Genomic DNA, 26469 nt, shown 5'->3' with positions numbered 1-26469 from the left:
CATCATCAAGATCAGGCCGCAGCCAGCCGGAACACGTTCACCGCGCCCGACAAGCGGCGTGCCTGCTCCCGCAGGCTTTCCGCCGCCGCTGCCGATTGCTCCACCAGCGCCGCGTTCTGCTGCGTCATCTGGTCGAGCTGTGTCACCGCCTGGTTCACCTGCACGATGCCATCGCTCTGCTCGGAGGCCGAGGCGCTGATGTCGCGCATCATGTCCGTCACGCGCTGGATGGCCGAGACGATCTCGTCCATCGCGCTGCCGGCCTCGCCCACCAGCTTGGCGCCGGAGTCGACACGGTCGGTCGAGGTCACGATCAGGCTCTTGATCTCGCGTGCGGCCTGGGCCGAGCGTTGCGCCAGGGTGCGCACCTCGCCGGCCACCACCGCGAAGCCGCGGCCCTGCTCGCCGGCGCGGGCGGCTTCCACCGCGGCGTTCAGCGCCAGGATGTTGGTCTGGAAGGCGATACCGTCGATCACGCCGATGATGTCGGCGATCTTCTTGGACGAGGTGGCGATCTCCTGCATGGTATCGACCACCTGGCTCACGACGGCGCCACCACGTTGAGCGGCCTCGCTGGCGGTGCCGGCCAACTGGTTGGCCTGGTGGGCCGACTGGGCCGAGTGCTGCACGGTGCCCGTGAGCTGCTCCATCGACGAGGCCGTTTCCTGCAGGCTGGAGGCCGTCATCTCGGTGCGGCTGGACAGATCCTGGTTGCCCGTGGCGATCTCGCTCGATGCGGTGGAGATGCCGTCGGTGCTGTGGCGCACCTCGCTCACCAGGCGGGCCAGTGAGCCCGTCATGGTCTGCAGCGCTGCCATCAGTTGGCCGAATTCATCGGTACGGTGCGTGTCGATCTTGGTGCTCAGGTCACCTTCGGCGATGCGTGAGGCGATGCCGATGGCCTGGTCCAGCGGCTGCTTGATCGCGCGGATCAGGAAGTGCGCGCCCACCATGGTGCAGGCCAGCACGGCCAGCACCATCACCCCGGCGATCAGCACCGTGGTGCGGCGGCCGGTGGCGATGCTGGCGCGCACCTCGGCGCCGGCTTCTTCCTGCAGCGTGGCGAACTCGCGCAGCGCGGCCATGTAGACCAGGGTGGCGGGCAGGAACTTCTCCTTCAGCGCCGACTGCGATTCCAGGATCTGGCCATCGGCCTTCATGGCCTTGATGCGTTCGCCCAGGCCCACCACGTCCTTGCGCAGGGCGGCGATCTTTTCCAACTGGGCGCGGTCACGCTCCGTGAGTGGCAGCTCCTGCACCTGCTTTTGCAGCGCGGTGATGCGCGCGATCGCATCGGCGATCGGCTTGGCGAAGGACTCGGTCACGACCGGGTCGGCGCTGAGGTTGGAGGCGGTGCTGCGCACCATCGCCACTTCGCTGAGAGATGCCCATTCACTGGCCGTCTTGAGCTTGAGGTCGCTGACCTTGAGTTCCGCTTCGGCCAATGCCTGCTGGCTGCCGGCACGCCAGGCGGCCAGCCCGACGATGCTGAGCATGGCCACGACCAGGGTGGCCACGGCCAGCCACAACTTGCCTCCGATACCAAGGTTCTTGCCCATGGTGGTCCTTCTTCGTCGATGGCGCTGGGGTGGTGCGCCGCGGCCCCGGGATGACAGCACGGCCAGGTGTCGGGGAGCGACCGGGCCGGGCGTCGCCCAGATCCATGACAGGCCAGACGACGCGACTACAAGAGGGCATATCGGCCGTCGCCCTGTGGATCTGAAGCCGCATTCCGCTCTGCGATCGGTCAAAAAGCGTGCGCAAAGCAACAGGACTTTCGCCGCACGCGGGCGTGAAATCGTTAGCATCCCGGGGGAGGGCCCGCGCGCGTTCGCACGGGCTGTTCCGCCACGCAGGCCATTTCGCCATGCTCAAGAAGATTCCGACCCACCAATTGCGCCTGGGCATGCACGTGCACGAACTGTGCGGCTCGTGGATCGACCATCCCTTCTGGCGCAAGGCCTTCAAGCTGGCGGACCAGCGCCAGCTCGACCAGTTGCTCGACAGCCCCGTGCGCGAGGTCTGGATCGACACCGACAAAGGCCTGGACGTGGCCCGCCTGGCCACCACCACGCTGCTGGACGACATCGACCTGCCCGACGACGGCGACCTGCCCCAGGCCGATTTCCCGCCCACGGTGCACGCCGACCTGCTCGACCTGGCCCCGCTGGAGCAGCAGGTCAGCCTGCAGGACGAGGTGGCCCGCGCCTCGCGCATCGTGGCCGAGGCCCGCGGCGCCATGAAGACCATGTTCCAGGACGTGCGCATGGGCAAGGCGGTGGATGCCGAGCACTGCCTGCCCCTGGTGGACGACATCACGCGCTCCGTCTCACGCAACCCGGGCGCCATCGTCAGCCTGGCGCGCCTGAAGACCAGCGACGACTACACCTACATGCACTCCGTGGCCGTGTGTGCGCTGATGGTGTCGCTGGCGCGCCAGCTCAAGCTCGGCGAATCGGACACCCGCGAGGCGGGCCTGGCCGGGCTGGTGCACGACCTGGGCAAGGCCATGATGCCGCTGGAGGTGCTCAACAAGCCCGGCAAGCTCACCGAGGCCGAGTTCGCGATCATGCGCGGGCACCCGCAGGCCGGCCACCAGATGCTGGTGGAGGGCCGCGGGGTGGGTCCGATCCCGCTCGATGTGTGCCTGCACCACCACGAGAAGATCAACGGCACCGGCTACCCGCACCGCCTGCAGGGCGACCAGATCAGCCTGTTCGCCAGCATGGGCGCGGTGTGCGACGTGTACGACGCCATCACCTCCAACCGGCCCTACAAGGCAGGCTGGGACCCGGCCGAATCCGTGCAGAAGATGGCGCAGTGGGCCAAGGACGGCCACTTCAGCGAGCCGGTGTTCCAGGCCTTCGTCAAGAGCATCGGCATCTACCCGACGGGCTCGCTGGTCAAGCTCAAATCAGGCCGGCTGGGCGTGGTGGTGGACCAGGGCGAGGGCTCGCTGCTCACGCCGCTGGTCAAGGTGTTCTTCTCGACCAAGGCCAATGAGCGGCTGATGCCCGAGTTGCTGGACCTGGGCGCGCGCGGCTGCAGTGACCAGATCGTGTCGCGGGAGTCGCCTGCTGCCTGGGGCTTCAAGAACCTGGACGATTACTGGATCGGCGGGCACTGAACGCGGCTTCGGCTTCGGCCTCGGGCCATCCGGCGTGCCGCCAGCGCGCAGGCCACCATCCCCATCAGCGCGAGCCTATCGGATCCATCGCACCGCCCAGCCGGCCTGATTTGAGCTTGACGATCACGCGCGCCGGCTCGGCCGATACCGTGCTGGTGGTGTCCGTGCTGCTCGTACCGGTGCCCGCAGCCCAGGCGGCAGGGGCCAGCCCAGGGCCAGGGCGGACGACACGATCAGGCGCGACGCAGCGCGTGGGGCCCAGGGCCCGGCAAGACGCCATGGGTGCAACACGGAGACCTCGGCAACGCAGTGGAAACCGGGGGATGCTGCGAGCCGTCACAAAGTCACTGGCTCGACAGGCTCAGCCCCGCGTGCTCCCGCAGCGGGTGGAAGTGCACCAGCGGGTGCCGCTCGGCCGTCAGGCGCAGGTCGTACGCCGAGGTCATCATGTAGGCCAGCGTGTCGGCGGCGTCCAGGGCCAGCTTCGACGCGTTCTCGTCGGTGAACTTCTTGAGCGCCTCGGGCGTGTCGGCCGTGATCCAGCGCGCGCCCACAAAGCGGCAGGGCATCAGGCGGATGTCCACGCCGTACTCGGCCTTCAGGCGGTGCTGCACCACTTCGAACTGCAGCTGGCCCACGGCGCCCAGCAGCATCGAGCCACCGGCTTCAGGCCGGAAGACCTGGATCGCGCCTTCCTCGCCGAGCTGCATCAGCCCGGCCTGCAACTGCTTGCTCTTCATCGGGTTGGCCAGCTCCACTGTCTGGAACAGCTCGGGCGCGAAGAAGGGCAGGCCGGTGTACTGCAGGGTGATGCCATCGGTGATGGTGTCGCCCAGCTGCACGCCGCCGTGCGTGGTGAAGCCGATGATGTCGCCCGCGAAGGCCTCATCCACAGCCTCACGCCGTTGCGACAGGAAGGTCACCACGCTGGTGGGCCGCAGTTCCTTGCTTGATCGCTGCACCTTGAGCTTCATGCCCGGCACGTACTGGCCCGAGCACACGCGCACGAAGGCGATGCGGTCGCGGTGGGATGGGTCCATGTTGGCCTGCACCTTGAAGACCACGCCGGAGAAGTTCTCCATGCCCGGGTCGATCTCGCGCTTGGAGCCGTCCTTCTCGGTGCTCAGGCGCGGGTGAGGCGCGGGGGCCAGATCGACCAGCGCGTCCAGGATCTCTTGCACGCCGAAGTTGTTCACGGCCGAGCCGAAGAACACCGGGGTCTGCTTGGCAGCCAGGAACAGATCGAGGTCGAACGCGGGCGCGGCGCCTTCCATCAGCTCCATGTTCTGCTCGGCCAGCTCCCAGTCGTGGCCGAAGCGCTCGTGCAGCTTGTCGCGCTCGCTCAGCGGCACGACTTCATCGTCTTCGCCGCGCTTGTCGGCGCCGGCGCTGAACAGCCGCATGCTCTGCGTGCGCAGGTTCACGATGCCGCCGAAGGTCTTGCCCTGGCCCACGGGCCAGGTCATCGGCACGCAGGGCATGCCCAGCTCGCGCTCGACTTCATCGAGCAACTCGACCGGGTCACGGCCTTCTCGGTCCATCTTGTTCACGAAGGTGATGATGGGCGTGTCGCGCTGGCGGCAGACCTCGATCAGGCGCTTGGTCTGGGCTTCCACGCCGTTGGCCGCGTCGATCACCATCAGAGCCGAGTCGACCGCTGTCAGCACCCGGTAGGTGTCTTCCGAGAAGTCCTTGTGGCCCGGGGTGTCCAGCAGGTTGACCACGTGCTCGCGGTACAGCATCTGCATCACCGAGGAGGCCACCGAGATGCCGCGCTGCTTTTCGATCTCCATCCAGTCGGACGTGGCGTGGCGCGAGGCCTTGCGGCCCTTCACGGCACCGGCGATGTGGATCGCGCCGGAGAACAGCAGCAGCTTTTCCGTCAGCGTGGTCTTGCCGGCGTCGGGGTGGGAGATGATGGCGAAGGTCCGGCGGGCCTTCACCTCGTCGGCGATGGAGCCGCGGGACATGGGGAATTCCTTGCGAAGTGCCCGGGCCGCAAAGGCGGCGGGCGGGGCGGCCGAGAGCTGACCGAACAACCCTCTATTTTAGACGCCCCGGCGTCCGGCGTGGGTAGATTCCCCTCAACGGGGCGGGAGGGGCGGTCCCAGACATGCCCGCACCCCTGCCAGGTCGGCGCAGGCCTCGGGCGGTTGCTGCGCAGCACGATCTGCCACCTGCTGCAGGCAGCCGGTGCTGCGGCGGGCGCGCAGGTACCACCAGGTGGCGCGCAGCGCCGGGCCTTGGTCAGTACGCTTTGATGCGCTTCGGTGAACGCTGTTCGGTTGCTCGTGTCCTCGGGCGCCGGCAACGCAGCCAGTGCCGGCGGGCAGGCCAGGCCGCCCCCGATGAGCAGCAGCCGCCAGCAGGCACGTGCCCAGGTCCCTGCACCGGCCAGGTGCCTGTCCGCGATGACACCGTCCTGAGGACATGTGAATTGCTCCCTGTTGGAGGCCTAGATTGTCCGGGCGACAGGGCGTCGAGCCTGCGGGTCGGCCCCCATTCAAGCCAGGGCGAGCACCGCCGATATCCGTGGCATCAGAAGTCCCGCTGCGGGTGTCCTGCATTCACCAGGACGGGTGTGCACGATGCAACGGGGAACCAGGACGAACCGAGACACACCGAGCCATGGTCGAAATTCCTAGGGCATCCCCCATTCCAGCCTCTCGATCCTCCGAGCCCGTCCAGGCATCCGACGCCCTGCGTCTGCTGCTCAAGGGCACTGCGATGGTCGCCGGGCTGACCCACATCGCCTTCCTGACCCTGTTTCACTGGGCCGGCGTGGAGGCGATGGCCATCATCAACGTGGGCAGCGTGCTGTGCTACGTGTGGACCTTCTGGCTGGCGCACACGGGCCGCATCGGCCTGTGCTGGCTGGTCACAGCCGTGGAGGTGGTGGCCCATGCCATCCTCGCGGTCTGGGTGATCGGCTGGGCCTCGGGCTTCCATTTTTACATCCTGCTGGTGATCCCGGTGGCGGTGATCACCGATTTCCGCCCCCTTGCGCTGAAGGTGCTGGTCGTGTCCGCCCTGACTGCCATCTACCTGGGCATGGACATGCTGCTGCTGCGCGGCGATCCGCTGGTGGCGCTGCCGAACACGGTGCTCGACGGCCTGCACTACTTCAACGTGCTGGGCACCGTGCTGATCCTGATCTTCCTCGCCGGCTACTACCACTACCTCATGTCCAAGGCCGAGGCGAACCTGCGCGCCATGGCCACCACCGACCCCCTCACCCAACTGCGCAACCGCCGCGCCGTGATCGAGGCCATCCGCGACGAGGAGTTGCGCATGCAGCGCGCGCAGACCCAGATGTCGTTCGTGCTGTGCGATCTGGACCACTTCAAGCTGGTCAACGACACCTACGGCCATGACGCGGGTGACGAAGTCCTCAAGGCTGTCAGCCGCGTGCTCTCGGACGGGGTGCGCGAGGTGGACCACCTGGCCCGCTGGGGCGGTGAAGAATTCCTGCTGGTGCTGCCCGGTGCCGGCACCCAGGAGGCGCAGATGGTGGCCGAGCGCCTGCGCCAGCGCATCGAGGCCCTGCGGGTCAAGGTGGGCCATGAGGAGCTGCACATCAGTATGACCTTCGGCGTGAGCGCCCGGCACCCGGACGAAACGTCCGAAAGCACCATATCGCGTGCCGACCAGGCCCTGTACGAGGGCAAGCACGCGGGCCGCAACCGCGTGGTGCTCGGCGCCCAGGCGTCGACACCGGTGCTGCAGGGCTGAGCCCTCGCCACGCCGGCATCCGCGTACGCCAGCCAAGACGATGTCCCCCGCCTCCAGCGCTCGCATCGCCGGGGCCTCTGGCGCCGAGGCCTTCCTCGGCCTGCTGGTGGGCGCCTCGGTGCTGGCCGGCCTGATGCACGGTGCCTTCAGCCTGCTGTTCTGGTGGTCTGGCGTGCCGGTGATGGCCTGGGTGAACGTGGCCAGCATGCTGCTGTACGGGCTGTGCACCCTCCTGATGATCCGCAAGCAGATCCTGGCCGGGCTGCTGCTGGCCGGGGCCGAGGTGATGTGCCATGCGGCGCTGGCCGTGGGCCTGGTGGGCTGGGACAGCGGGTTTCACTACTACGTGATGCTGGTGGTGCCGGTGGCCCTGGTCAACACCGACACGCGCGAGTGGCTGAAATGGACCTTCGCTCTGGGGGTGATGGCGGGCTATGTGGCCCTGGACGTGCTGTTCCGCCATGCCGTGCCGCCCTACGCGCTGAGCCACGCCGTGCTCAACGGCCTGCACTACTTCAACATCGTCTCGGCCATGGTGATCCTGGCCTTGCTGACGACCATCTATTTCCGGTTGGTGGTGCGTGCCGAGGGACGCCTGCGCGAACTGGCGACGACCGATCCGCTCACGCGCCTGCTGAACCGCCGCGCTCTGCGCGAGCGCATCACGCTGGAGGAGCGGCGCCAGCAACGTGAGCCGCGGCCCCTGAGCTTCGTGCTGGCCGATGTGGACCACTTCAAGGCGATCAACGACCAGCATGGGCACGAGGTGGGTGACCAGGTGCTGGTGCAGGTCGCGGCGGCGCTGGGCCATGGCGTGCGCGAGGTCGACCATTTGGCACGCTGGGGCGGCGAGGAGTTCCTGATCGTGCTGCCGGACACCGACGAGGGCGCCGCGGCGGTGGTGGCCGAGCGCCTGCGGCTAGCGGTGGCGGCGCTGCGCCTGCCTGGCGGCGGCGTGGTCACGGCGACGCTGGGCGTGGCTCAGCAGGGGCAGGGGGCATCACCCGAGCAAGCCATCTCCCGGGCGGACGCGGCCTTGTACGCGGGCAAGCACGCAGGCCGCAACCGGGTGGTGCGGGCGGACACCTTGCCCGAAGAAGCCCCGGCATGAAAAAGGCCCGCACAGGGCGGGCCTCAGGTCAGGCGTCGGGCAGGGCCCGGATCACTCGAGTTCGTTCTTGCTGGCGCATTCGGCATCCGAGCCGTTCACACTGCAGCGCACGCGCTTGATGATGTTGAGCGTCTGCTTGTTGTACATGCCCTGCTTGGCGATGTCGATGCGGGCTTCGCGCAGCATCAGCACGTACTTGGGGATGTTCTCGGCAGGCAGATCGTCCCAGGTCGCGGCCGGGATGCCGGCTTCGGCCTTCTTGATCAGGTTCATCGCATGGTCGAACTGGCCGGCCCAGTACTGGCGCGACTTCAGGCCGAAACCATCGGGGAACTTGCTCTTGTTGAACACCAGTTGCACCGTCGGGATCATGATCGGGAAGCGACCGATGCCGCCCTTGGTGCCGATGCCCTTGTACAGTTCGAAAGGCTTGTAGGCCACGGCCGGCAGGGTGACCATGTCCACAAAGCCGTTGTTGAAGCGCGGGCCGATGTTGGTCACGTCCACGGACACAGGCTGCGCGCCGATCTTCTGGATCATGGCGCCCTGGGCCTTGTCGTAGTCGAAGGCCGCGATCTTCTTGCCCGACAGGGCTTCGACCGAGTTGATCGAGCGGTCACGCACGATCGGGTAGGCCGCGCCCAGCGGGAAAATGCCGCCGACTTCGTAGTTGCCTTCGACCATCATCTTGGCCGCGTTCTCGCTGGCGAACAGCTGGATCACCTTGCGCACAACTTCGTAGCTGGCCGGAATGTCGATCTTGTTGTTGCGCACCACCGTGGACGAGCCGATCGAGTCGATCGAGCCGGCCACCGAGTTGAAGGCCTTGGTACGGAAGGCTGTGGCGACCACAGCATCGCACTGGCCGGCGCGGAAGTCTTCGACCGCCACGCGCTCATCGACGTAGCTTTTCAGCTCGATGTCGACGCCGTTCTTCTGCATGGCCACGCCGTAGTCGATGGCGGCGTTGTAGACGTCACCCGTCTTGCCGGCCACGTCCCAGACGCACACCAGGTTCTTGGCCGACGCGGCGCCGACCATGCCCACGAGGGCCGCGGTGGCCAGGGCAAGCTTGCTGATTTTCATAGTCTCTCGGTATCTCTGATTCGATTGCATACAGGGGCCTCCACCAAGTCGGCGGTGGCACAGGGGTGTGCACCGCTCGTATTCAACGCCAGATGGCGTTCGTGATACGACAGGGGCAACCCGAATAGGTTCCCCCTGCCTCCGGGGGTAGGTGCGTTCAAAAATGTAGCGCACCCGAACATGCACAACGTGCCATGCAAGCCCTACAATAACGGTTCGTGTCGAGGAGCGTTGCAAGGCCCACCCTCTCATTCAAGCGGTTTTAGTGCTGCATGAGACAAGAGAGAGGCGGGGCCCCAGGCTTGACACGCACGTTTTGCAACGGCGCTCACCCCGCATGTGTCCCCGCTGGGTGAGTTGTTTGCGCCGGGTTTTCCGCTTCCGTCCTGCCATCTGCAGTCATCGGCGGTCAGCTCCGCGTATCCCCGGCAGCGCACGGCGGCTTCTGAATCCTTAGGAGCTCTGTCCATGAACGCTGTGTCCAAAAATCTGATCACTGACCACAAGGGCGTCGAGTGCGTTGTCGCCGACATGTCCCTGGCCGCCTGGGGCCGCAAGGAACTGGCCATCGCCGAAAGCGAAATGCCCGCCCTGATGGCCATCCGCAAGGAATACGCCGCCACGCAGCCCCTCAAGGGCGCGCGCATCACCGGCAGCTTGCACATGACCATCCAGACCGGCGTGCTGGTCGAGACGCTGCAAGCCCTGGGCGCCACCGTGCGCTGGGCCTCGTGCAACATCTTCTCCACGCAGGACCACGCCGCCGCCGCCCTGGTCGAGGCTGGCACCCCCGTGTTTGCCTACAAGGGTGAATCGCTGGAAGACTACTGGGACTACACCCACCGCATCTTCGACTTCGGCGCCAAGGGCACCGAGGGCGAAGGCCCCAACATGATCCTGGACGACGGTGGTGACGCGACCCTGCTGATGCACCTGGGCAAGAAGGCCGAGACCGATCCCTCCGTGCTGGCCAACCCCGGCAGCGACGAAGAGCGCATCCTGTTCGCCGCCATCAAGGCCAAGCTGGCTGTTGATTCGACCTGGTACAGCCGCAAGGGCGCCCAGATCATCGGCGTGACTGAGGAAACCACCACGGGCGTGCACCGCCTGAACGAGATGAGCGCCAAGGGCACGCTGCTGTTCCGCGCCATCAACGTGAACGACTCGGTCACCAAGTCCAAGTTCGACAACCTGTACGGCTGCCGTGAATCCCTGGTCGATGGCATCAAGCGCGCCACCGACGTGATGGTGGCCGGCAAGATCGCCGTGGTGGCCGGTTATGGCGACGTGGGCAAGGGCTCGGCCCAGGCCCTGCGCGCCCTGAGCGCCCAGGTGTGGGTCACCGAGATCGATCCCATCAACGCCCTGCAGGCCGCCATGGAAGGCTACCGCGTGGTAACCATGGACTGGGCCGCCGACAAGGCCGACATCTTCGTGACCACCACCGGCAACAAGGACGTGATCACGTACGAGCACATGGCGGCCATGAAGAACAACGCCATCGTCTGCAACATCGGCCACTTCGACAACGAGATCCAGGTCGCCAAGCTGGAGCAGAACTGCCAGTGGGAAGAGATCAAGCCCCAGGTCGATCACGTGATCTTCAAGGACGGCAAGCGCATCATCCTGCTGGCCAAGGGCCGCTTGGTGAACCTGGGCTGCGGCACGGGCCACCCCAGCTACGTGATGTCGTCGAGCTTCGCGAACCAGACGATCGCCCAGATCGAGCTGTTCACGCGCCAGGATGCGTACGCGGCCGGCAAGGTCTACGTGCTGCCCAAGCACCTCGATGAGAAGGTGGCGCGCCTGCAGCTGACCACGCTGAACGCGCAGTTGACGACACTGACGGAAGAGCAGGCGGCCTACATCGGTGTGCCGGTGAGCGGCCCCTACAAGCCCGACACCTATCGGTACTGACCACCCCTACGGCCTTCGGCCGCCCCCTCAAGGGGGCACCAACCTGCGGCCCGGCAAAGCCGGTTCCGCGGTTGATGGAGGTTGAACACTTAAGCGATGACTCGAGCAGATCAACTCCTCGTCAAGCAAGGGCTCGCGCCTACGCGGTCGGCTGCGCAGCGGCTGATCGATGGTGGTGCGGCGCAATGGCAGGGTCCGCAGGGCTGGACGGCCGTGCGCAAGGCCGGCGAGGTGCTGCCCGAAGGGGCCGAGCTGCGCGTGACGGACAACGCGGAGACGCGTTGGGTGTCGCGCGCGGGGCTCAAGCTCGAAGGAGCGCTGAACCACTGTAACGGGCTCGATGTGCTGGGCGCGCGATGCCTGGATGTGGGGCAGAGCACCGGAGGTTTCTCCGAGGTGCTGCTGGCCCGTGGCGCGGCGCTGGTGGTGGGGGTGGACGTGGGCCATGACCAGTTGCACCCGCGCCTGCGAGGGCAGGACCGCCTGCGTGTGATCGAAGGGCTCAATGCCCGCGAGCTCAGCCATGACGCGTTGAGCGCGGCCGGCGTGGCGCCCGATGAGCTTGACGGCGGCTTCGACCTGATCGTGGGGGATTTGTCCTTCATCTCGCTCACGCTGGTGCTGCCGGCGCTGGCGACGCTGCTGCTGCCGCGCGCCGACCTGCTGATGCTGGTCAAGCCGCAGTTCGAGCTGCAGCCGGGGCAGATCAGCAAGGGCGGCCTGGTGAAGGACGAATCGCTGTACCCCGAGGTGCGTGAGCGCATCGAGCAGGCCTGCGTGGGGCAGGGCCTGCAGGTGGTGGATTATTTCGACAGCCCCATCGCTGGTGGCGACGGCAACCGCGAATTCTTCGTGTGGGCGCGGCCCACCGGCAAGGACACGTCAACATGACAGCAACGACCCCGAAGGGCGCCTGGCCCATCAGCCTGGAGTTCTTCCCGCCCAAGACGCCCGAAGGCGCCGACAAGCTCACGGCGGTGCGCCAGCAGCTGTACGCGCTCAAGCCCGAGTACTGCTCGGTGACCTATGGCGCCGGCGGCTCCACGCAAGACGGCACCATCCAGACCGTGCGCGCCATCCTGGGCGAAGGCATCGATGCGGCGCCGCACTTCTCGTGCATCGGCGCCAGCAAGGCCAGCGTGCGCGAGCAACTGGCGCAGTTCAAGGCCGATGGCATCAAGCGCATCGTGGCGCTGCGCGGCGATCTGCCCAGCGGCTACGGTGGCTTCGGCGAGTTCCGCTACGCCAGCGAGCTGGTGGCCTTCATCCGTGAGGACAGCGGCGATCACTTCCACATCGAAGTGGCCGCCTACCCCGAGATGCACCCGCAGGCCCGCAACCCCGAGGCCGATCTGAAGGCCTTCGTGACCAAGGTGCGCGCTGGCGCTGATGTCGCGCTGACGCAGTACTTCTTCAATGCCGATGCCTACTTCCGCTTTGTGGACGACGTGGCCAAGGCGGGCGTGAGCATCCCCGTGGTGCCGGGCATCATGCCCATCATCAATGCCAGCCAGCTCATCCGCTTCTCGGATGCGTGCGGCGCCGAGATCCCGCGCTGGGTGCGTTCGCGCCTGGAGGGCTTCGGCGATGACAAGGCCTCCATCCAGGCCTTCGGGCTGGATGTGGTGAGTGCCTTGTGCGAGCGTCTGCGCGAGGGCGGGGCGCCTGGAGTGCACTTCTACACGATGAACCAGGCAGGGCCCGTCAAGGCCTTGTGCGAGCGGCTGGGGCTTTGAGCCACCGGCCTGTTCGGCGTTTTGAGCAAAGGGCCTCCCTGACTTGGGCGGCCCTTTTTACTTGCCAGTCTTGCGCAACACGCTGGGCGCCACGCCGAACCAGCGCTTGAACGCCTGCGAGAAGCTGGACAGATCGCTGAAGCCCATCCGCTCGGCGATCTGGGTGAGCGGCAAGTCGCCATCGGCCACCAGGGCTCGCGCCTGGCCGCTGCGCGCCTGCGCGAGCAGCGCGCTGAACGTGGTGCCTTCGTCCTGCAGTCGCCTTTTCAGCGTTCTTTCGCTGAGCCCCAGCCACTGGGCAGACTGCACCAGGGTGGGCATGGCGTCGAGCGGCGCCATGCCCAGGTGCTGCCGAAGCCGCTCGCCTGCACCCAGGCGCACGCGCCAGCGCTCCATCAGGTCCGCACAGGCCTTCTCGCACAAGGCCACGGTGACGGGGTCTGCCTGAGGCAGTGGCCAGCCCAGCATGGACTGCTCAAAGGACAGGCTGTTGTCGCGTGCGCCGAACCGAGGCCGTGTGCCCACGGCCACCTCGATGTCCCTGGACACCGTCGCACTGGTCCGCAGGCCGTGCTTGAGCTGGAAGCGTGAGAGCACGAACCGCGAGCCCAGCGCTTCCTTCATCAAGAGCGCCGCAGCCGCCATGTCCCGCTCCACCAGAAACTGCTGGACATCGGGCGCCAGCGCAGGCTCACCGAAGCTGATCGTGCGCAGCCCACCCTCCTGGGTGACCGAGATGCGGCAGAAGGGAAAGGACAGGGGCACGTAGCGCAGGCCGAAGGCCAGGGCATCGCCCGCCGTGGCACTGCTGATCAGGCCCAGTCCCCAGAAGCCATAAGAGGCGAGGTTGCCGCGCAGGCCCACCTCAAGACCCAGGCCGGGCTGGGTGCAGGCCCGGATCAGGTTTTCCACCGCGCGAAGCTCCTGGCGCGCGTTCAGCTCGGCATCGGGGTTGAGCAGATCCGATTCCCTGAGGCCGGTGCCCGCCAGGATCTGCGGCGGCTTGAACCCACGAGCCTGACCGGCCTCGACCAGGATCCTGACGCTGGCGGCGCTGCACCTGAAATCCAGAAAGTCCATGGTCCTGCCATCCAAGGGGTTGGCCCAAATCATAAAGTGTTTGTCCCGGCGCAACCTTCTCAGGGGGGCCGGCCTTGGCCATGATCCAGCCCTCACGGCAAGCAAAAGGCGCTGGATGCCATCCACAGAACACACCACCGTGGCCATCGTGGGCGCGGGGCTCTCAGGGCTGATCGCGGCGCGGGCATTGCAGCGACGCGGCATCGACGTTTTGGTGCTGGAGGCGGCGGACCGTGCCGGCGGGCGCACCATGAGCGAGACCACGGCCCTGGGTTCACGCGTGGACCTGGGCGGCCAATGGATCGGACATGACCACCACCGGATCGCCGCGCTCGCGGCCGAACTCGGTGCCACCCCGTTCCCGATGCACACCACGGGCCTCCCGGTGCTGCTGGATCAGCGGCGCCGGCTGTCACTGGCGGCGCCCTCGGTGTTGCTGTCCATCCTGGCGCTCTCTGCCTTGCAGGTGCTGGCTTGGCTGCCGACGCCACGGCGATGGCAGGACGTGACCGTTGCGCAATGGCTGAAGAAGATGCCGGGCGCCACGGCGCGGCGGTTGCTGCGGGTCGTGGCCGACATCTCGTGGACGGCCGACCTCCACCAGATGACGGTGACGTCGATGATCAACATGATCCGGCGCCAGCATGGCCTGCTCACCATGCTGTCGACCAAGGGCGGTGCGCAGGACACCCTGGTCAAGGAGAGCATCGGCTCGCTTGCCGCACACATCGCGGGTGAGATCGGGCCCCGGGTGCGCACCGGGCACCGCGTGACGGCCATCGTCCAGGATGAGGCCGGCGTCACCCTCCATACGGCACAGGGCGATGTGCGCGCGTCGAAGGTGATCGTCACCGTGCCGGCGCCGATGGCCAGGCACATCCGCTTCGATCCACCGCTGCCGCGCGCGCTCATCGACCTGCAGCACAGCACCCACATGGGCGCGGTCTACAAGGCGATCGCCGTGTACGACAGGCCGTTCTGGCGAGACGGGGCCGGCAGCGAATTCATGGTCCTGGACGACCCGGCCCGGGCCGTCTTCGACAGCGGCTCGCCGGGCGGGCCGGGGCACCTGGTCATCCTCGTCGGCGGGCCGGCCGCTCGCAGCCTCGACGGGCTCGATCCGGCGGAGCGCCAGCAGCGGCTGCTGGCCGATCTGGTCCTGCAGGTGGGCCCCGAGGTGCTCAAGCCCGCGAGCTGGCATGAGAAGTCGTGGCACCTTGATGAGCACGTGGGCGGCGGCTACATGGCCCTGACCCGCCCTGGCGCGCCTGCCGAACTACCGTTCCCGCACGCGCCGGTCGGCCGCATCCACTGGGCCGGAACGGAGACCGCGCATGATCACCCGGGCTACCTTGACGGGGCCATCGAGGCCGGGTTGCGGGCGGCGGGGGAGCTCACCTCCCCATGAGGCACTGATGCGCAGGTCTCAACCGCCGGGCGGCACCCGCATGTCCTTCAGTACCTGGCGCATGGATTCTTCCGCCAGCGCATTGTCATCACGCTGCTGCCGGCCATCGGCAATCAAGCGCTTCACCAGGGTCAGCAAAGGATCGATCTCCACGGGCTTGACCATGAAGGCATCGTAATCTTGGAAGATCCGTCGCACCACGTCTTCACTGGTGGCGCTCATGAAGACGAAGGGGATGTGGGCCAGCGCGGCATCCTGCCTGACGGCTGTTCCGAACTCTCCGCCATCCATGATCGGCATCATGAAGTCGGACAGGATCAGCGCGGGCTTCTCGCCCTCGCGCAGCAGGTCCAGCGCCTGCAGGCCATTCGATGCCGCGGCCACCCGGTAGCCTTCGGCTTCCAGCAAGAGCCGCAGCACTTCGGCGTTGCCATATTCGTCCTCGACGATCAGAACAAGTTTCATCGGGACCAGCTTTCAAATAGACAGCGAGTGGCTTATCGGGTTGCGAGAGGTCGAAACACATCCACCGACAGCGCGGTGGCGCCACCGCCACGAACCTTGGTGATGTTGAGAAGACGCTGATCGGCCTGCTTTGTGGATGTCGGCGCTGGCTCAAACGACAACACGTTGTCAAACCAGCCCGTGACCCCCTCAGCAAGCGGTGTTCCCGCAGCGATGGCCAAGGCACCCGGATCCACGGTGAACAGGGAGGTTACTTCACGCCGCCTCAACTCCACCAGCAGGCGGCCCAGGAAGCGGTAGCCCCGTTCCGGAAATGCCAGCGTGTCGGCCAGCCCGGCCAGCCCATCCACCACCAGCCGGCGGATCTTCAGCTCATCGACCAGCCTGAGCAGTTTGTGGCCCATTTCATCCATGGATTCGTCCTCGTGCCCCAGGTTCTTGATCGTCAAGGCGCCCGTGCTGATGGGCCCCTCCATGTCAAGACCCATCTCTGCGCCGATCCGCCGCAGATCGCCACTCAACTCGGTGCAGGACAGCACCAGGCCAGGGGCACTGGCGTCAGCGGCCGAGGCGAAGGCCAGCGCGAGCGTGGTCTTTCCAGATCCAGTGTGCCCGATGAGCGCCGAGGCGCTGCCCGCGAATAGGCCTTTGGCGTGCAGGACATTGTCCAGCGCGGGCAAGCCTGTGGACAGGATGCCCTTGCCCAGCTTCACATTGCCATCGACCAGCGGCAGGCTTTCCAGGCGAGGGAAGAACTGCACCCCCTGCGTCGAGATGCAGAAGGTGTGCTGGCCACGGATGACCTGGCTGCCCCGGAACTTGCGCACCTGCATGCGGCGCTCCGCGCGCCAGTGGAAGCCGTGGTCTTCAAACGCGAAGATGCCGTCGACCATCGTCTGCTCGGCGCTCAGTGCGTTGCTGTTGCCGCTGGTCAGGACCAGGCAGGTGCACGACAGGGCGCTGACCAGGCTTTGCAGCTCATGCACGAACTGGCGCACCGAATCATTGGTCATCGCCTCCAGGCTGTCGACCACCAGGCCATCGACCACCAGTAGCGATGCGCGGTGGCGCATCAGCTCGCCCCGCAGCAACTCGACCACGGCTCTCAGGCCGCCCTTTTCCAGCTCCCGGTAGCCGCTGACGTAGAACACCGTCGAGCTGACTTCCTGCTGATCAAAGAAGATCTGCTGCTCCATGTGCTGGAGCATGCGCGCGTGGGACTCGGCCAGCATCGTGACGTACAAGGTACGGATCTCGCGCCGTGCCAGCGTGTAGGCGATCTGGTTGGCCAGGGTGGTCTTGCCGACGCCCGGCGGCCCTTCGAAGATGTAGACGCCGCCTTCGAACAAGCCTCCGTTGAGGATCTCGTCCAAGCCTTCGACAAGGGTGGGCAATCGTTTCATTCTTATGGGGCGTGGTGAAAATGATGGAGCGGGCCACTCATGGCCATTCTGGCAGCGAGCAAGACGTGGGACGCTGCCTGGAAGGCTCGATTCTAGGGGGCTGTGGGTGAGGGCCAGGCCACCAGCGCCTGCTCGGCCACCGCGTCCAGCACCTCGCGGCTGAATCCGGCCTTGGCCTGCACGGCAATGCCATGCAGCACGGCACACACATAGGTGGCCAGCGTGGCGCAGTTGGCCGATGCGGGCAGATCGCCCTCGGCCTGGGCGCGCTCCAGGCGTTCGCGCAGTTGGGCCTCGCCCACCGCGCGGGCCTCGATCACCGCCACGCGTACCGCTTCCGCATCGTCCGAGGCGGCCAGCACCCCGTTGACGCCCAGGCAGCCGGGGTGGTCCTGGTGGCGGGTGTTGAGCTCGACAGCCCCGTGCAGGATGTGGGACACCACCTCGCGGGCCGTGGGCAGATCCAGCGCGGCAGGAAAGAAGGCCAGATCGCGCTGGTAGTAGCGCTCCAGCGCCTTGCGGAACAGCGCTTCCTTGTTGCCGAACGCCGCGTAGAGCGCGGGCCGCTCCACACCGGTGGCCTGCGTGAGGTCGGTGTACGACGCGCCCTCGTAACCCTTGCGCCAGAACACGCACAGCGCCGCATCCAGCGCCTGCTGCACATCGAACTCGCGGGGGCGGCCCATCAGACGGGCCTCGGCTTTTTCATAAGGATCGATATTAAACCGGTTGACATCGCCCAGGCAATAGCATAACGTTCGTTGCGTAACGAGTGTTATGGAATCCGCCGATGTCCGGCGGGCGGGCGCTCATTGCTTCACAAGGATGTCAACATGCAGCACACATTGAAGGGCCAGGTGGCCCTGGTGACAGGTGGATCAAGGGGCTTGGGCGCGGTAACCGCGCTGGCCCTCGCGGACCAGGGGGCCGACGTGGCCATCAGCTATGTCGCCTCGGCCGACAAGGCTCAGGCCGTGGTGGACAAGCTCATCGCCAAGGGCGTTCGCGCCGTGGCCTTCCAGAGCGATCAGGCCGACACGGCCGCCGCGAAGCCGCTGGTCGACAAGGTGCTGGCCCACTTCGGCCGGCTCGACATCCTCATCAACAACGCCGCGATCGCCGTGCAGGGCAAGACGGTCGACAGCCCCGAGCTGGACACCGTCAACCTGGACCGGCAATGGCAGATCAATGTCATGGGCTCGGTGGCCGTCACGCGCGCGGCGGCGCCCCGGCTGTCGGACGGCGGTCGCATCGTCTTCATCGGCTCCCTGCTCGGCACCACCGTGCCCTTCGCCGGCGCGGCGGACTACGCCGGCACCAAGGCGGCGCTCATCGGCTATGCCAAAGGCGTCGCCCGTGATCTGGGCAGCCGCAACATCACCGCCAATGTCGTGCAGCCCGGCGTGATGCCCACGGACATGGCTGCCGAGGTGCTGGGTGACGGCGGTGCGCCGGACGTGCTGCTAGACCTCCACCCCATCCGGCGCATCGCCACGCTGGAAGAGGTCGCGGGCCTGGTCTGCTTCCTGGCCGGGCCGCATGGCGGCTACATCACCGGCGAGGTCATCAGCGTGGCCGGCGGCCTGGGCGTCTGAACCTGACGGGTTGGTTCAGAACACACACTGGCGCCTGAGCCAGGCCATCACGGCCTGCGCATGGGGCGACAAGGCCCGCTCGCTGCTCACGGCCAGGTGGTAGGTGTGGCCGGCGATGGCCGGCCCGAAAGGCTGGTGCAGGTGGCCGGAGGCCAGTTCATCGGCCACCAACGCCTGGCTCACCAGGGCGACGCCCTGGCCCGCCACGGCCGCCTGGATCGCATGGCCCTCGTCCGAGAAATGCAACTCTGATGCGGGCACCCGCTCCGCCAGCCGGGCCTCGGCGAACCACCGCTGCCACGTCGGGTTGTCGGGGTGGGGCCGCCGCCAGGCAAAGCTGATCAAGGGCCAGCGCGCCAGATCATCCACCGAGCGCACCTCCAGCCGCGGGTTGGCCACGGGGGCGAACTGGTCCGTGAACAGCGGCTCGACGATCAGGCCCGGGTAGGGCCCCCGGCCGTAGCGCACGGCGATGTCCACGGTGGTCGAGCGCAGGTCCACCATCTCGTCCGAGGCTTGCAGTTGCAGGTCGATGCCCGGCAGGTCTTGGCGGAAATCTGCCATGCGTGGCACCAGCCATTTCACGGTGAAGGCGTTGGTGGCCGAGATCACCACCTGCGGCCGCTGACGGGTTTGCGTCAGCCGCTCCAGCGCGGTCTGGAAGGCATCGAAGCCATCGCGCAGCACCGGGTAGAGCTGGGCGCCGGCCTCGGTCAAGGCCACGCGGCGCACCTGCCGCTCGAACAACGGCAGCCCGGTCTGCTGCTCAAGCCCGCGGATCTGGTGGCTGATCGCCGTGGGCGTGACGGCCAACTCTTCAGCCGCCGCCTTGAAGCTGCCCAGGCGGGCGGCGGCCTCAAAAGCGCGAAGAGCCGACAAGGGCAGGGAGCGACGGTGCATGGGTTTGAATGGATGAATCCATTTCATCTTACAACTGAAAAATCACCCTTTGTCGGCCCGGCGATCCATCCCTATCGTTCACCCATCGATGGAACTTCTGCAGCCGCAACGAATGAAAGGAATGCAACCATGCTGGAACGCGTCATCACCCATCCCGATCCCTACGAGCCCTTCCTGCTGTCGCAGGGCATCAAGGCCAATGGCTGGCTGTTCATCTCGGGCCAAGCCGGCGCGGGGGAGGACGGCAAGATCGTCGAAGGCGGCTTTCTGGCCCAAGGCCAGCAGGCCTTCGCCAACCTGCGCCGTGCGCTGGAGGCCGGTGGCGCCAGCCTGAAGGATGTCGTCAAGGTCACCATCTTCGTGACCGACATGGGGCACTTCGACGACGTGGTGGCCCTGCGCCGCCAGTTCTTCAGCGCGCCGTACCCCGCCGACACCATCGCCGAGATCCGCGCCCTCTACACGCCCGAGGCGATGATCGAGATCGAAGCCATCGCCCTGGTGCCCGGCGCGGAGGCTCGCTGACATGGCCGCGTCCATCCTGTTCGAGCCCGTCGCGCTGGGGCCGCTGCGCCTGACCAACCGCCTGGCCGTGGCGCCCATGACCCGGGTCAGCGCCACCGCAGACGGCCACGCCACGGCCCGCATGGCCGATTACTACGGCGCGTTCGCCGCTGGTGGCTTTGGCCTGGTGATCACCGAAGGCATCTACACCGATGCCGCCTACGCCCAGGGCTACCTGTTCCAGCCGGGCCTGGTTGACGATGCCCAGCGCGAGGCCTGGCGGCCCGTGGTGAGCAGCGTGCACGCGGCGGGCGGGCGCATCGTGGCGCAGCTGATGCACGCGGGCGCCCTCTCGCAAGGCAACCCTCACGGGGCGGGTACGAAGGGGCCTTCCGTGGTGCGGTCCAAGGGCCAGCAGATGAGCTTCTACCGGGGCGAAGGCGCCTACCGCCTGCCCGAGCCGCTGTCGCTGGCCGAGATCGATGAGGTGGTGGCCGGGTTCGCGTCTGCGGCGGTGCGCGCGCGTGAGGCGGGCTTCGATGGCGTGGAGATCCACGGTGCCAACGGCTACCTGCTCGACCAGTTCTTCACCGAGCACACCAACCACCGTGAAGACCTCTACGGCGGTTCGCTGCAGAACCGCCTGCGCCTGGGCATCGAGGTGATCCACGCGGTGCGCCAGGCGGTTGGTGCTGACTTCTTGATTGGCTACCGCGTGTCGCAGGGCAAGGTGAATGACTTCACGCACAAGTGGCGTGGCGGCGAAGCAGATGCCGCCGTGGCCTTCAAGGCCCTGTCAGCCGCACCGCTGGACTACCTGCACACCACCGAGTTCGAAGCCTGGCAACCGGCCTTTGGCGAAGGCCCGAGCCTGGCCGCCCTTGCGCGGCAACACGCCACGGTGCCGGTGATCGCCAATGGCTCACTGCATGCGCCCCACCAGGCCACGGGCCTGATCGAGCGTGGAGAGGCCGATCTGATCTCGCTGGGCCGCGGTGCGCTCACCCATGCCGACTGGCCTCAGCGCGTGCGCGCGGGTCAGCCGCTGGCCGAGTTCGACCGGGCGCTGCTGTCACCCATCGCTGATCTGGCCAACGCAGACCGCCTCGGTATCACCTGATCGCCTGCCCGAACCTTTCGAAGCGCGGCAGCCAGGTGTTCTTGATGTCGGCGGATGCGAGAAGGTGGTGCGCCCGCCCCACCAGCAGGGCGCGTGGCACCACGCCGAAGTAGCGCGAATCAGCGCTGTTGTCCCGGTTATCACCGAGGAAGAAGTAGGCATCGGCAGGAACAATCAGCGGGCCGAAGTTGCGGCGCGCGCGTACTTCGGGCATGAGCTGCATCGTGTGCGCATGGCCGGCAACGCGTTCGATCGCGATGTATGCAGGCGTCTTGAGGCCCGCATCGAGCGGTTCGGACACCATGGTCGGCGTGCTGTACACGGCGCGCTCGCCATTGACATAGAGCGCATCGTCTTTCAACGCCACGGTGTCGCCGGGCAGTGCCACCAGGCGCTTGATCAGCCGGGTGCCATCCTGCGGTGACATGAAGACGATGACGTCACCCCGCTGCGGTTCGCCTGTCCGCATGAGAGAGGTGTCAGTGAGCGGCAGCTTCACATCGTAGGCCAACCGGTTCACCAGCACGACATCGCCCTCCAGAATGTTCGGGCGCATGGAGCCTGACGGAATGGGGTTCCAGTCGGCCACGGCCAGCCGGACGAAGCCGAAGCAAAACAGGAACACGAGGAACCCACGGTTGTCCTTGAGCCAATTCTTCATCTGACACGCTCCGAGTTTGCAGTTGTTCTCAGGCCCGCCCAGCGAGCCTGGAACTTTGTTGACGCGATGCAGATTAAGTTCCGGCGGGTGCTCGCGGCCCCGTGGCTTCATGCAGCCCACGGAAGACCACCCAGCTGAACGCCGCCGTGACCCAGGCGGCGATGCCGCCATACAGCATCACCCAGCCAAAGCCCTGGGTGAGCGCGGCCTGGAGCATGTGGGTATCCAGCCCCGGCCCGCCCGAGGTGGCACCCGCCTGCAACGCTGCAGCCAGATTGCCGCTGGCCAGTTGCTCGGCCACGGTTCGCAACTGCGCCGCTTCTACCCATGCACCCAGCGATGTCTGCAGCGAAGCTTCCAGGCCCGCCAGCAGCACCAGGCCCATCACCGCAATGTTCAACGCCAGGGTGATCAGGCGCGCACTCACATCCATGCCCGATGCCATGCCGGCCCGTTCGGCCGGCACCGCCGACGTGGTCATGCTGGAGGCGGGCGTGGTCGTGAGCCCCAGGCCGATGCCGGCCAGCAGCGCGCCAGGCAGCACGGGCCACGGCCCATGCCCCGGGAAATGGCTGCCCAGCTTCATGGCCACAAAGCCCAGCCCGATCACGAACAGCCCCCCGGGGATCACCACCCGCGCGTCATGGCGCAGCAGCAGCCACTGGGCCACCGGCGGCATGAGCAGAAAGGGCACCGTGTAGGCCAGCAGCGCGAAGCCTGCCGTGGCCACATCCAGGCCCAGGCCCGCCGTGAAGTACAGCGGCAGGTAGATCATGAAAGGCCAGTAGCTGCAGTTCATGCCGACGCAGCCCAGGATCGCGCCCGAGAAATCGCGGATGCGGAACACCGAGAAATCGAACATGGGATGCGGGTGCGTGCGCTCCGCCACGATGAAGCCCACCAGGCCCAACACCGTGAGCACCGACAGCGCCAGGGTCGGCGGGCTGCGCCACCCCAGGCTCTGCCCCTGCGTGATCAGCGACGTGAGCCCGAGCACCGCCACGCTCAAGGCCAGCATGCCGCCCCAATCCAGCGGCTGATCGCACGCCTTCGGATCACGCGATTCGGCCACGCCTGCCCAGATCAGGCCCAGGCACAGCAAGGCCAGCGGCGCATGCACGATGAACACCCAATGCCAGCTGGCCACCGAGGCGATGGCGCTGCCAATGACCGGGCCGAAGCCCAGCCCCATGCCGGCCACCACGCCCCAGATGGCAAACGCTCGGGCGCGGGCCCGCCCCTCGGGGAACTGGTGCGACAGGATGGCGATGGAGCAGATGAACATCGCGCCGCCAGCCATGCCCTGCATGAAGCGGGCGAGCACCAGGCTCATGGTGTCAGGCGCCAGGCCGCACAGCAATGAGGCAATGCCGAAGGCCAGCACCGTGAGCGCGAACACCAAGCGCCGCCCGTAGCGATCGGCCAGCGTGCCCGTGGCCATGAGCACGCTGGTGCAGGCGATCGTGTAGGCGTTCATGATCCACTGCATGCTCTGAAAGTTGGCGTGCAGCTGCTGCTCCAGCACCGGCAGGATCACGGGCACGCTGGAGATCTCCAGGCCGAACATCAGCGCGGCCAGGCAGATGGCCGCGAGCGGGAGCAGTGAATGAAATGAGTGAATTGAATGAGGGGTGCGAGGCATGCGCCCATTCTTGAGATTCACGGCTCATGGCGCAAATGATTAAATTTGGCTGTATTTATTTGCTGCCTTCATGAATCATGGCGCATGACCTTTGACACGACGCTGCTGCGGGCCTTTGTGACCGTGCACCACGCGGGCGGCTTCACGCGCGCGGCAGACCAGCTGCACCTGACCCAATCCGCCGTGAGCCACCAGATCCGGCGGCTGGAAGAGCAGGTGGGCAGGCCGCTGTTTCACCGCACCACCCGGCGTCTGAACCTGACGTCCGATGGTGAGGAGTTTCTGCGGCTGGCCCAACGCATATTGCAGGCCCAGGATGCGCTGGCCCAGCACTTTCGCAGCTCGCCCATTGAAGACACGGTGCGCTTCGGCCTGCCGGAGGGCTTCATGAGCGAGAGCCTGCCCCGCCTGCTGCGCCAGTTCTCGCGCATCTGCCCCAAGGTGCGCCTGGAAGTGAGCGTGGGGCTGACGCTGGACTTGGCGGCCATGGTGCGTGAGCGCGAGCTGGACCTTGCGGTGGTGGTGTCGCCTGCGGGCGCCGTGAAGGGGCAGTTGCTGCGGCGCGTGCCCATGGTGTGGGCGGCGGCTGAAGACTTCAGCTGGTCAGCGGGGGAATCGCTGCCCTTGGCCTATTCGCCACCGCCGTGCGTGAGCCGGCATATCGCGGTGGATGCGCTCAACACGGCGGGGATCGCGTGGCATGGGGCGTTCAGCTCGCACAGCTTGCAGGACATGCGGTCTGCGGTGTTGAGTGGGTTGGCTGTGACGGCGTTCACGCAGGACAACCTGCGGCCGGGGATGGTGGCGTTGGGGGCCAAGCAAGGGTTTCCGGTGTTGCCTAAGCTGGATTACACGTTGGCGCAGGGGGATGTGGATTTGGAGGGGCGGAGGCCGGCGGTGGCGGAGCTTGGGGGGCTGGTGGCTGCGTATGCGACTGCGTAGTACATGTGCCGGTTGGACGACCAAAGATCCGCTTAACGGCCGAGGCAGGTGGCGGGCCCAGGCCTTCTTCGACTCACAACGGAAGTTCGCATAAAGCGGGAATGATTTCAGAAAGCAGCATTCAGTGGGCTGGAGATTAGCGAGAGGCCGGCAATTTTTGCGTGAGTTTCCTCAACCAATCTTCCACTTCTTGTGCGTGCGGTGAATCTAAAACTTTTAGAGGAATGCCTAGGGCTGAGGCTACCTCAGCGCCGTGATTATCTTCGGCCTTGCTGAACTCGGTGAGTTCTACTTCGCTCCAACTAGTGTCCTGTCTTAACTGGAGGCGCTCAAGCAGGACTGGCACCGGGCTACGGATCAAGAGTATCGAGGAGCAAGCCAGAGCTCGGAACACGTCGATAGGCAATTTTTCATGGTTACCTGGTGCCCGTCGAAGCACGAAGTGTCCATCGACTACAAGCGTGACGCCGCTCTCGCAAATGCGTTTGACGGCCGAGACAAGTGCTGTTTGGTTTTGATCTACGTCTGAAACCAACTTTGAGGCGCCCCATGTCACTAAACCACGCTCCTCTGCAATGAGCTGGCTAGCGGTGGCATGCACTAACCCTAGCCTTTGACAGGCCGGTCGGGTTGCAAAGGTCTTTCCCGCACCATGAACGCCTCCGACAAAAATAGTCACGCTGACTCCTCGACAAGACCGAACTGTCTGCCGATGCGGCGTAGCTCACTTGCGGTCAAGTAGCGATAGGACTGAGGCGGGCGGAAGTTTCTGATCAATGACTTCGGTGGGACAGGTTTCGCCGGAAGGGCTACTTCGCCCAACAGCACACCATAAACTTGGGTTTTGCCTGCGAAGTACTCCATCAGTTCTTTTCGTTCAAGCCCAGGTCCACGCGCGCGGCATTTCGTCCAGACCGAAGCGGGTGAGGCAAAAACTGATCCATCGATCTCAACGATACCGACCAAACGCTGCACCGGCGAACTCGAATAGACGACGGCTAAGCCAACGGGCTCGGCAGCCCAAGATCTACGGAACTCAACCGTCTTAGTCCCAGCGAGGATTTGCTCAGCAAACCTCGGTTTGATGGAAAGCAGCACAGCTTTAGGCCCCTGCGGCTGCAAGCACTCTTGAAAACGCGTCATCGGAAATTTTGGTGATGGATTGAATGCTGCCAGTGACTATCCCATCGTCTAGCAGGCGTTTGATTGATGGTGGTGCCTGGAAATGCTTAACGAGTCTAAACAGTATGACCTTCGTTGGCCGAGTGGCCATATCCTCAATCTCTTTGATACTGTAGACAGTTCGCCTGCTAACCATGGCGGCGATGCTGGCCGCATCGCTGAGTACGGCGAACTGGTCCACAACGCCTAACGATGTGACCGCTTGCTCGTCCTCTGACCTGTAGAACAACAGCACATCGCCCGGCCGAATTTGTTTTGATGCTGCATGGCAGAGGTAGGCCAGCTTGATGGCATTTCCCACGCTCCCGCTCGTCGCAAATAGAGGGAGTTGGAGCGCTTGGTAGTCCGGAAAGAGGATTCGATGAAATCCTTGCTGAATAGGAATCAGAAACTTCTGGACCTGGTAGCCGGCTCGATAGTGGGGATAGAACCGTTGAACGTATTCCAGGGCGGGCATACCATGAGCGTCAGGTGCTTCGACTGGATGTTGCTTCACATAGACCCGGTCCGCCCCGTAGAGACCGATGTCATCAAAGCCAAAGTCGTTAAGTAGGTTGACTAGGTAAGCATGCTTATCCACGTCTGCGTGGATGAAAATGTGCTCACAGGAGTTTTCGGTGCCGTAGCGAAACGCTGCTTTTAGGAAAAGCTCGCCAATCTTGCGCCCTCTAACGCTCTGACCGACCTTGAAGGTACAAAGCTTCAAAGCCTTGCCATCGAGTCGCTTCCCATCCCCCGGCGGCCACCCAAACTGCCCCACCCATGGCCACCCAAACTGCTCCACTTGGCCGGGGTGAATTGACCCATTGAGAACGGTGAGTCAGGCGCCTCAGCCCTGACGAGCAGGACGTAACTTTC

At 65.8% G+C, this 26469-nt stretch carries 25 protein-coding genes and 1 riboswitch; of the genes, 11 read left to right on the top strand and 14 right to left on the bottom strand.

What is annotated here, in order from left to right:
• Positions 1–11 precede the first annotated feature (11 nt).
• Positions 12–1559: a methyl-accepting chemotaxis protein gene (locus WAQ08_RS13095; protein ID WP_422192023.1), complete on the bottom strand. Its 1548-nt coding sequence runs from the start codon at positions 1557–1559 to the stop codon at positions 12–14.
• Positions 1560–1867: 308 nt separating this feature from the next.
• Here WAQ08_RS13095 and WAQ08_RS13090 point away from each other — a divergent pair, with 308 nt between their 5' ends.
• Complete coding sequence (locus WAQ08_RS13090) at positions 1868–3127, top strand: HD-GYP domain-containing protein (protein WP_422192022.1); 1260 nt, start codon at positions 1868–1870, stop codon at positions 3125–3127.
• A 64-nt stretch (positions 3128–3191) separates the two neighbouring features.
• On the opposite strand, the gene WAQ08_RS13085 is transcribed toward WAQ08_RS13090, so the two are convergent.
• Both WAQ08_RS13085 and WAQ08_RS13080 read right to left on the bottom strand, forming a co-directional pair.
• On the bottom strand, positions 3192–3407 hold the full coding sequence (locus WAQ08_RS13085) for a hypothetical protein (protein WP_422192021.1): 216 nt from the start codon (positions 3405–3407) through the stop codon (positions 3192–3194).
• Between the two features lie 64 nt (positions 3408–3471).
• Entirely contained in the window at positions 3472–5097 is a 1626-nt protein-coding gene (locus tag WAQ08_RS13080; protein WP_422192020.1) for a peptide chain release factor 3, read from the bottom strand.
• A gap of 658 nt (positions 5098–5755) precedes the next feature.
• On the opposite strand from WAQ08_RS13080, the gene WAQ08_RS13075 reads away from it, so the two are divergent.
• Together WAQ08_RS13075 and WAQ08_RS13070 are read left to right on the top strand one after the other, a co-directional pair.
• Complete coding sequence (locus WAQ08_RS13075) at positions 5756–6859, top strand: GGDEF domain-containing protein (protein ID WP_422192019.1); 1104 nt, start codon at positions 5756–5758, stop codon at positions 6857–6859.
• A 40-nt stretch (positions 6860–6899) separates the two neighbouring features.
• Positions 6900–7970, top strand: a complete 1071-nt coding sequence (locus WAQ08_RS13070; protein WP_422192018.1) for a diguanylate cyclase — start codon at positions 6900–6902, stop codon at positions 7968–7970.
• Positions 7971–8021: 51 nt separating this feature from the next.
• On the opposite strand, the gene WAQ08_RS13065 is transcribed toward WAQ08_RS13070, so the two are convergent.
• Complete coding sequence (locus WAQ08_RS13065) at positions 8022–9056, bottom strand: putative solute-binding protein (protein ID WP_422192017.1); 1035 nt, start codon at positions 9054–9056, stop codon at positions 8022–8024.
• A 217-nt stretch (positions 9057–9273) separates the two neighbouring features.
• A riboswitch (S-adenosyl-L-homocysteine riboswitch) is annotated at positions 9274–9393 on the top strand.
• A 131-nt stretch (positions 9394–9524) separates the two neighbouring features.
• Here WAQ08_RS13065 and ahcY point away from each other — a divergent pair.
• From ahcY to metF, 3 genes are all read left to right on the top strand, one after another.
• Positions 9525–10973, top strand: coding sequence for an adenosylhomocysteinase (gene ahcY / locus WAQ08_RS13060; protein ID WP_422192016.1), 1449 nt, complete (start codon positions 9525–9527; stop codon positions 10971–10973).
• A 96-nt stretch (positions 10974–11069) separates the two neighbouring features.
• Positions 11070–11864, top strand: a complete 795-nt coding sequence (locus WAQ08_RS13055) for a TlyA family RNA methyltransferase (RefSeq protein WP_422192015.1) — start codon at positions 11070–11072, stop codon at positions 11862–11864.
• A complete protein-coding gene (gene metF, locus WAQ08_RS13050) occupies positions 11861–12709 on the top strand; it encodes a methylenetetrahydrofolate reductase [NAD(P)H] (RefSeq protein ID WP_422192014.1) in 849 nt (282 codons plus the stop codon). The genes WAQ08_RS13055 and metF overlap by 4 nt, the downstream gene beginning before the upstream one ends.
• 57 nt (positions 12710–12766) lie before the next feature.
• On the opposite strand, the gene WAQ08_RS13045 is transcribed toward metF, so the two are convergent.
• A complete protein-coding gene (locus WAQ08_RS13045) occupies positions 12767–13789 on the bottom strand; it encodes an AraC family transcriptional regulator (protein WP_422192013.1) in 1023 nt (340 codons plus the stop codon).
• A 139-nt stretch (positions 13790–13928) separates the two neighbouring features.
• Between WAQ08_RS13045 and WAQ08_RS13040 the strand changes: the two genes are divergently transcribed.
• Positions 13929–15197 (top strand): flavin monoamine oxidase family protein, encoded by a 1269-nt coding sequence (locus WAQ08_RS13040; protein WP_422192012.1) that lies wholly within the window; start codon positions 13929–13931, stop codon positions 15195–15197.
• 18 nt (positions 15198–15215) lie between these two features.
• Here the strand turns inward: WAQ08_RS13040 and WAQ08_RS13035 are convergent, their stop codons facing one another.
• From WAQ08_RS13035 to WAQ08_RS13025, 3 genes are all read right to left on the bottom strand, one after another.
• A complete protein-coding gene (locus WAQ08_RS13035) occupies positions 15216–15662 on the bottom strand; it encodes a response regulator (RefSeq protein ID WP_422192011.1) in 447 nt (148 codons plus the stop codon).
• A 32-nt stretch (positions 15663–15694) separates the two neighbouring features.
• Positions 15695–17056 (bottom strand): RAD55 family ATPase, encoded by a 1362-nt coding sequence (locus WAQ08_RS13030; RefSeq protein ID WP_422192010.1) that lies wholly within the window; start codon positions 17054–17056, stop codon positions 15695–15697.
• A gap of 101 nt (positions 17057–17157) precedes the next feature.
• Positions 17158–17751 carry a TetR/AcrR family transcriptional regulator gene (locus WAQ08_RS13025; RefSeq protein WP_422192009.1) on the bottom strand — a complete coding sequence of 198 codons (594 nt, stop codon included), beginning with the start codon at positions 17749–17751 and terminating at the stop codon, positions 17158–17160.
• Between the two features lie 147 nt (positions 17752–17898).
• Here WAQ08_RS13025 and WAQ08_RS13020 point away from each other — a divergent pair, with 147 nt between their 5' ends.
• Positions 17899–18660 (top strand): SDR family NAD(P)-dependent oxidoreductase, encoded by a 762-nt coding sequence (locus WAQ08_RS13020; RefSeq protein WP_422192008.1) that lies wholly within the window; start codon positions 17899–17901, stop codon positions 18658–18660.
• Between the two features lie 15 nt (positions 18661–18675).
• Here WAQ08_RS13020 and WAQ08_RS13015 read toward each other — a convergent pair whose 3' ends face one another.
• Positions 18676–19560, bottom strand: coding sequence for a LysR substrate-binding domain-containing protein (locus WAQ08_RS13015; protein ID WP_422192007.1), 885 nt, complete (start codon positions 19558–19560; stop codon positions 18676–18678).
• A 129-nt stretch (positions 19561–19689) separates the two neighbouring features.
• Here WAQ08_RS13015 and WAQ08_RS13010 point away from each other — a divergent pair, with 129 nt between their 5' ends.
• The gene (locus tag WAQ08_RS13010) at positions 19690–20085 is read left to right on the top strand and encodes a RidA family protein (protein WP_422192006.1); all 396 of its coding nucleotides are present in this window, start codon (positions 19690–19692) and stop codon (positions 20083–20085) included.
• A 1-nt stretch (position 20086) separates the two neighbouring features.
• Entirely contained in the window at positions 20087–21184 is a 1098-nt protein-coding gene (locus tag WAQ08_RS13005) for an NADH:flavin oxidoreductase (RefSeq protein ID WP_422192005.1), read from the top strand.
• On the opposite strand, the gene lepB is transcribed toward WAQ08_RS13005, so the two are convergent.
• Positions 21177–21845, bottom strand: coding sequence for a signal peptidase I (lepB, locus tag WAQ08_RS13000; protein WP_422192004.1), 669 nt, complete (start codon positions 21843–21845; stop codon positions 21177–21179). The two genes, WAQ08_RS13005 and lepB, sit on opposite strands and share 8 nt — an antisense overlap.
• 73 nt (positions 21846–21918) lie before the next feature.
• Positions 21919–23487, bottom strand: coding sequence for an MFS transporter (locus WAQ08_RS12995; RefSeq protein WP_422192003.1), 1569 nt, complete (start codon positions 23485–23487; stop codon positions 21919–21921).
• Positions 23488–23571: 84 nt separating this feature from the next.
• On the opposite strand from WAQ08_RS12995, the gene WAQ08_RS12990 reads away from it, so the two are divergent.
• Positions 23572–24429: a LysR family transcriptional regulator gene (locus tag WAQ08_RS12990; protein WP_422192002.1), complete on the top strand. Its 858-nt coding sequence runs from the start codon at positions 23572–23574 to the stop codon at positions 24427–24429.
• 136 nt (positions 24430–24565) lie between these two features.
• Here WAQ08_RS12990 and WAQ08_RS12985 read toward each other — a convergent pair whose 3' ends face one another.
• The 3 genes from WAQ08_RS12985 to WAQ08_RS12975 are packed head-to-tail and all read right to left on the bottom strand — an operon-like array spanning position 24566 to position 26317.
• On the bottom strand, positions 24566–25108 hold the full coding sequence (locus WAQ08_RS12985) for an ATP-binding protein (protein WP_422192001.1): 543 nt from the start codon (positions 25106–25108) through the stop codon (positions 24566–24568).
• Positions 25105–25527 (bottom strand): ASCH domain-containing protein, encoded by a 423-nt coding sequence (locus WAQ08_RS12980; RefSeq protein WP_422192000.1) that lies wholly within the window; start codon positions 25525–25527, stop codon positions 25105–25107. Before WAQ08_RS12980 ends, WAQ08_RS12985 begins: the two co-directional genes overlap by 4 nt.
• A gap of 4 nt (positions 25528–25531) precedes the next feature.
• Positions 25532–26317: a hypothetical protein gene (locus WAQ08_RS12975; RefSeq protein WP_422191999.1), complete on the bottom strand. Its 786-nt coding sequence runs from the start codon at positions 26315–26317 to the stop codon at positions 25532–25534.
• Positions 26318–26469: the final 152 nt, after the last annotated feature.

The sequence above is a fragment of the Aquabacterium sp. genome, from assembly GCF_049274795.1.
GTDB lineage: Bacteria > Pseudomonadota > Gammaproteobacteria > Burkholderiales > Burkholderiaceae_C > Aquabacterium.
Note: the sequence above shows the minus strand (reverse complement) of the source record. Positions and strands in the feature narration are given on the sequence as shown.

Excerpts from the sequence above, each read along its gene's own strand:
- metF (WP_422192014.1), top strand. The coding sequence starts at position 11,861 with ATGACAGCAACGACCCCGAAGGGCGCCTGGCCCATCAGCCTGGAGTTC.
- WAQ08_RS12995 (WP_422192003.1), bottom strand. The coding sequence starts at position 23,487 with ATGCCTCGCACCCCTCATTCAATTCACTCATTTCATTCACTGCTCCCG.
- WAQ08_RS13085 (WP_422192021.1), bottom strand. The coding sequence starts at position 3,407 with ATGGCGTCTTGCCGGGCCCTGGGCCCCACGCGCTGCGTCGCGCCTGAT.
- WAQ08_RS13005 (WP_422192005.1), top strand. The coding sequence starts at position 20,087 with ATGGCCGCGTCCATCCTGTTCGAGCCCGTCGCGCTGGGGCCGCTGCGC.
- WAQ08_RS13090 (WP_422192022.1), top strand. The coding sequence starts at position 1,868 with ATGCTCAAGAAGATTCCGACCCACCAATTGCGCCTGGGCATGCACGTG.
- WAQ08_RS13070 (WP_422192018.1), top strand. The coding sequence starts at position 6,900 with ATGTCCCCCGCCTCCAGCGCTCGCATCGCCGGGGCCTCTGGCGCCGAG.
- ahcY (WP_422192016.1), top strand. The coding sequence starts at position 9,525 with ATGAACGCTGTGTCCAAAAATCTGATCACTGACCACAAGGGCGTCGAG.
- WAQ08_RS13035 (WP_422192011.1), bottom strand. The coding sequence starts at position 15,662 with ATGAAACTTGTTCTGATCGTCGAGGACGAATATGGCAACGCCGAAGTG.
- WAQ08_RS13065 (WP_422192017.1), bottom strand. The coding sequence starts at position 9,056 with ATGAAAATCAGCAAGCTTGCCCTGGCCACCGCGGCCCTCGTGGGCATG.
- WAQ08_RS13020 (WP_422192008.1), top strand. The coding sequence starts at position 17,899 with ATGCAGCACACATTGAAGGGCCAGGTGGCCCTGGTGACAGGTGGATCA.
- WAQ08_RS13075 (WP_422192019.1), top strand. The coding sequence starts at position 5,756 with ATGGTCGAAATTCCTAGGGCATCCCCCATTCCAGCCTCTCGATCCTCC.
- WAQ08_RS13025 (WP_422192009.1), bottom strand. The coding sequence starts at position 17,751 with ATGGGCCGCCCCCGCGAGTTCGATGTGCAGCAGGCGCTGGATGCGGCG.
- WAQ08_RS13080 (WP_422192020.1), bottom strand. The coding sequence starts at position 5,097 with ATGTCCCGCGGCTCCATCGCCGACGAGGTGAAGGCCCGCCGGACCTTC.
- lepB (WP_422192004.1), bottom strand. The coding sequence starts at position 21,845 with ATGAAGAATTGGCTCAAGGACAACCGTGGGTTCCTCGTGTTCCTGTTT.
- WAQ08_RS13055 (WP_422192015.1), top strand. The coding sequence starts at position 11,070 with ATGACTCGAGCAGATCAACTCCTCGTCAAGCAAGGGCTCGCGCCTACG.
- WAQ08_RS13010 (WP_422192006.1), top strand. The coding sequence starts at position 19,690 with ATGCTGGAACGCGTCATCACCCATCCCGATCCCTACGAGCCCTTCCTG.
- WAQ08_RS12990 (WP_422192002.1), top strand. The coding sequence starts at position 23,572 with ATGACCTTTGACACGACGCTGCTGCGGGCCTTTGTGACCGTGCACCAC.
- WAQ08_RS13015 (WP_422192007.1), bottom strand. The coding sequence starts at position 19,560 with ATGCACCGTCGCTCCCTGCCCTTGTCGGCTCTTCGCGCTTTTGAGGCC.
- WAQ08_RS13045 (WP_422192013.1), bottom strand. The coding sequence starts at position 13,789 with ATGGACTTTCTGGATTTCAGGTGCAGCGCCGCCAGCGTCAGGATCCTG.
- WAQ08_RS13095 (WP_422192023.1), bottom strand. The coding sequence starts at position 1,559 with ATGGGCAAGAACCTTGGTATCGGAGGCAAGTTGTGGCTGGCCGTGGCC.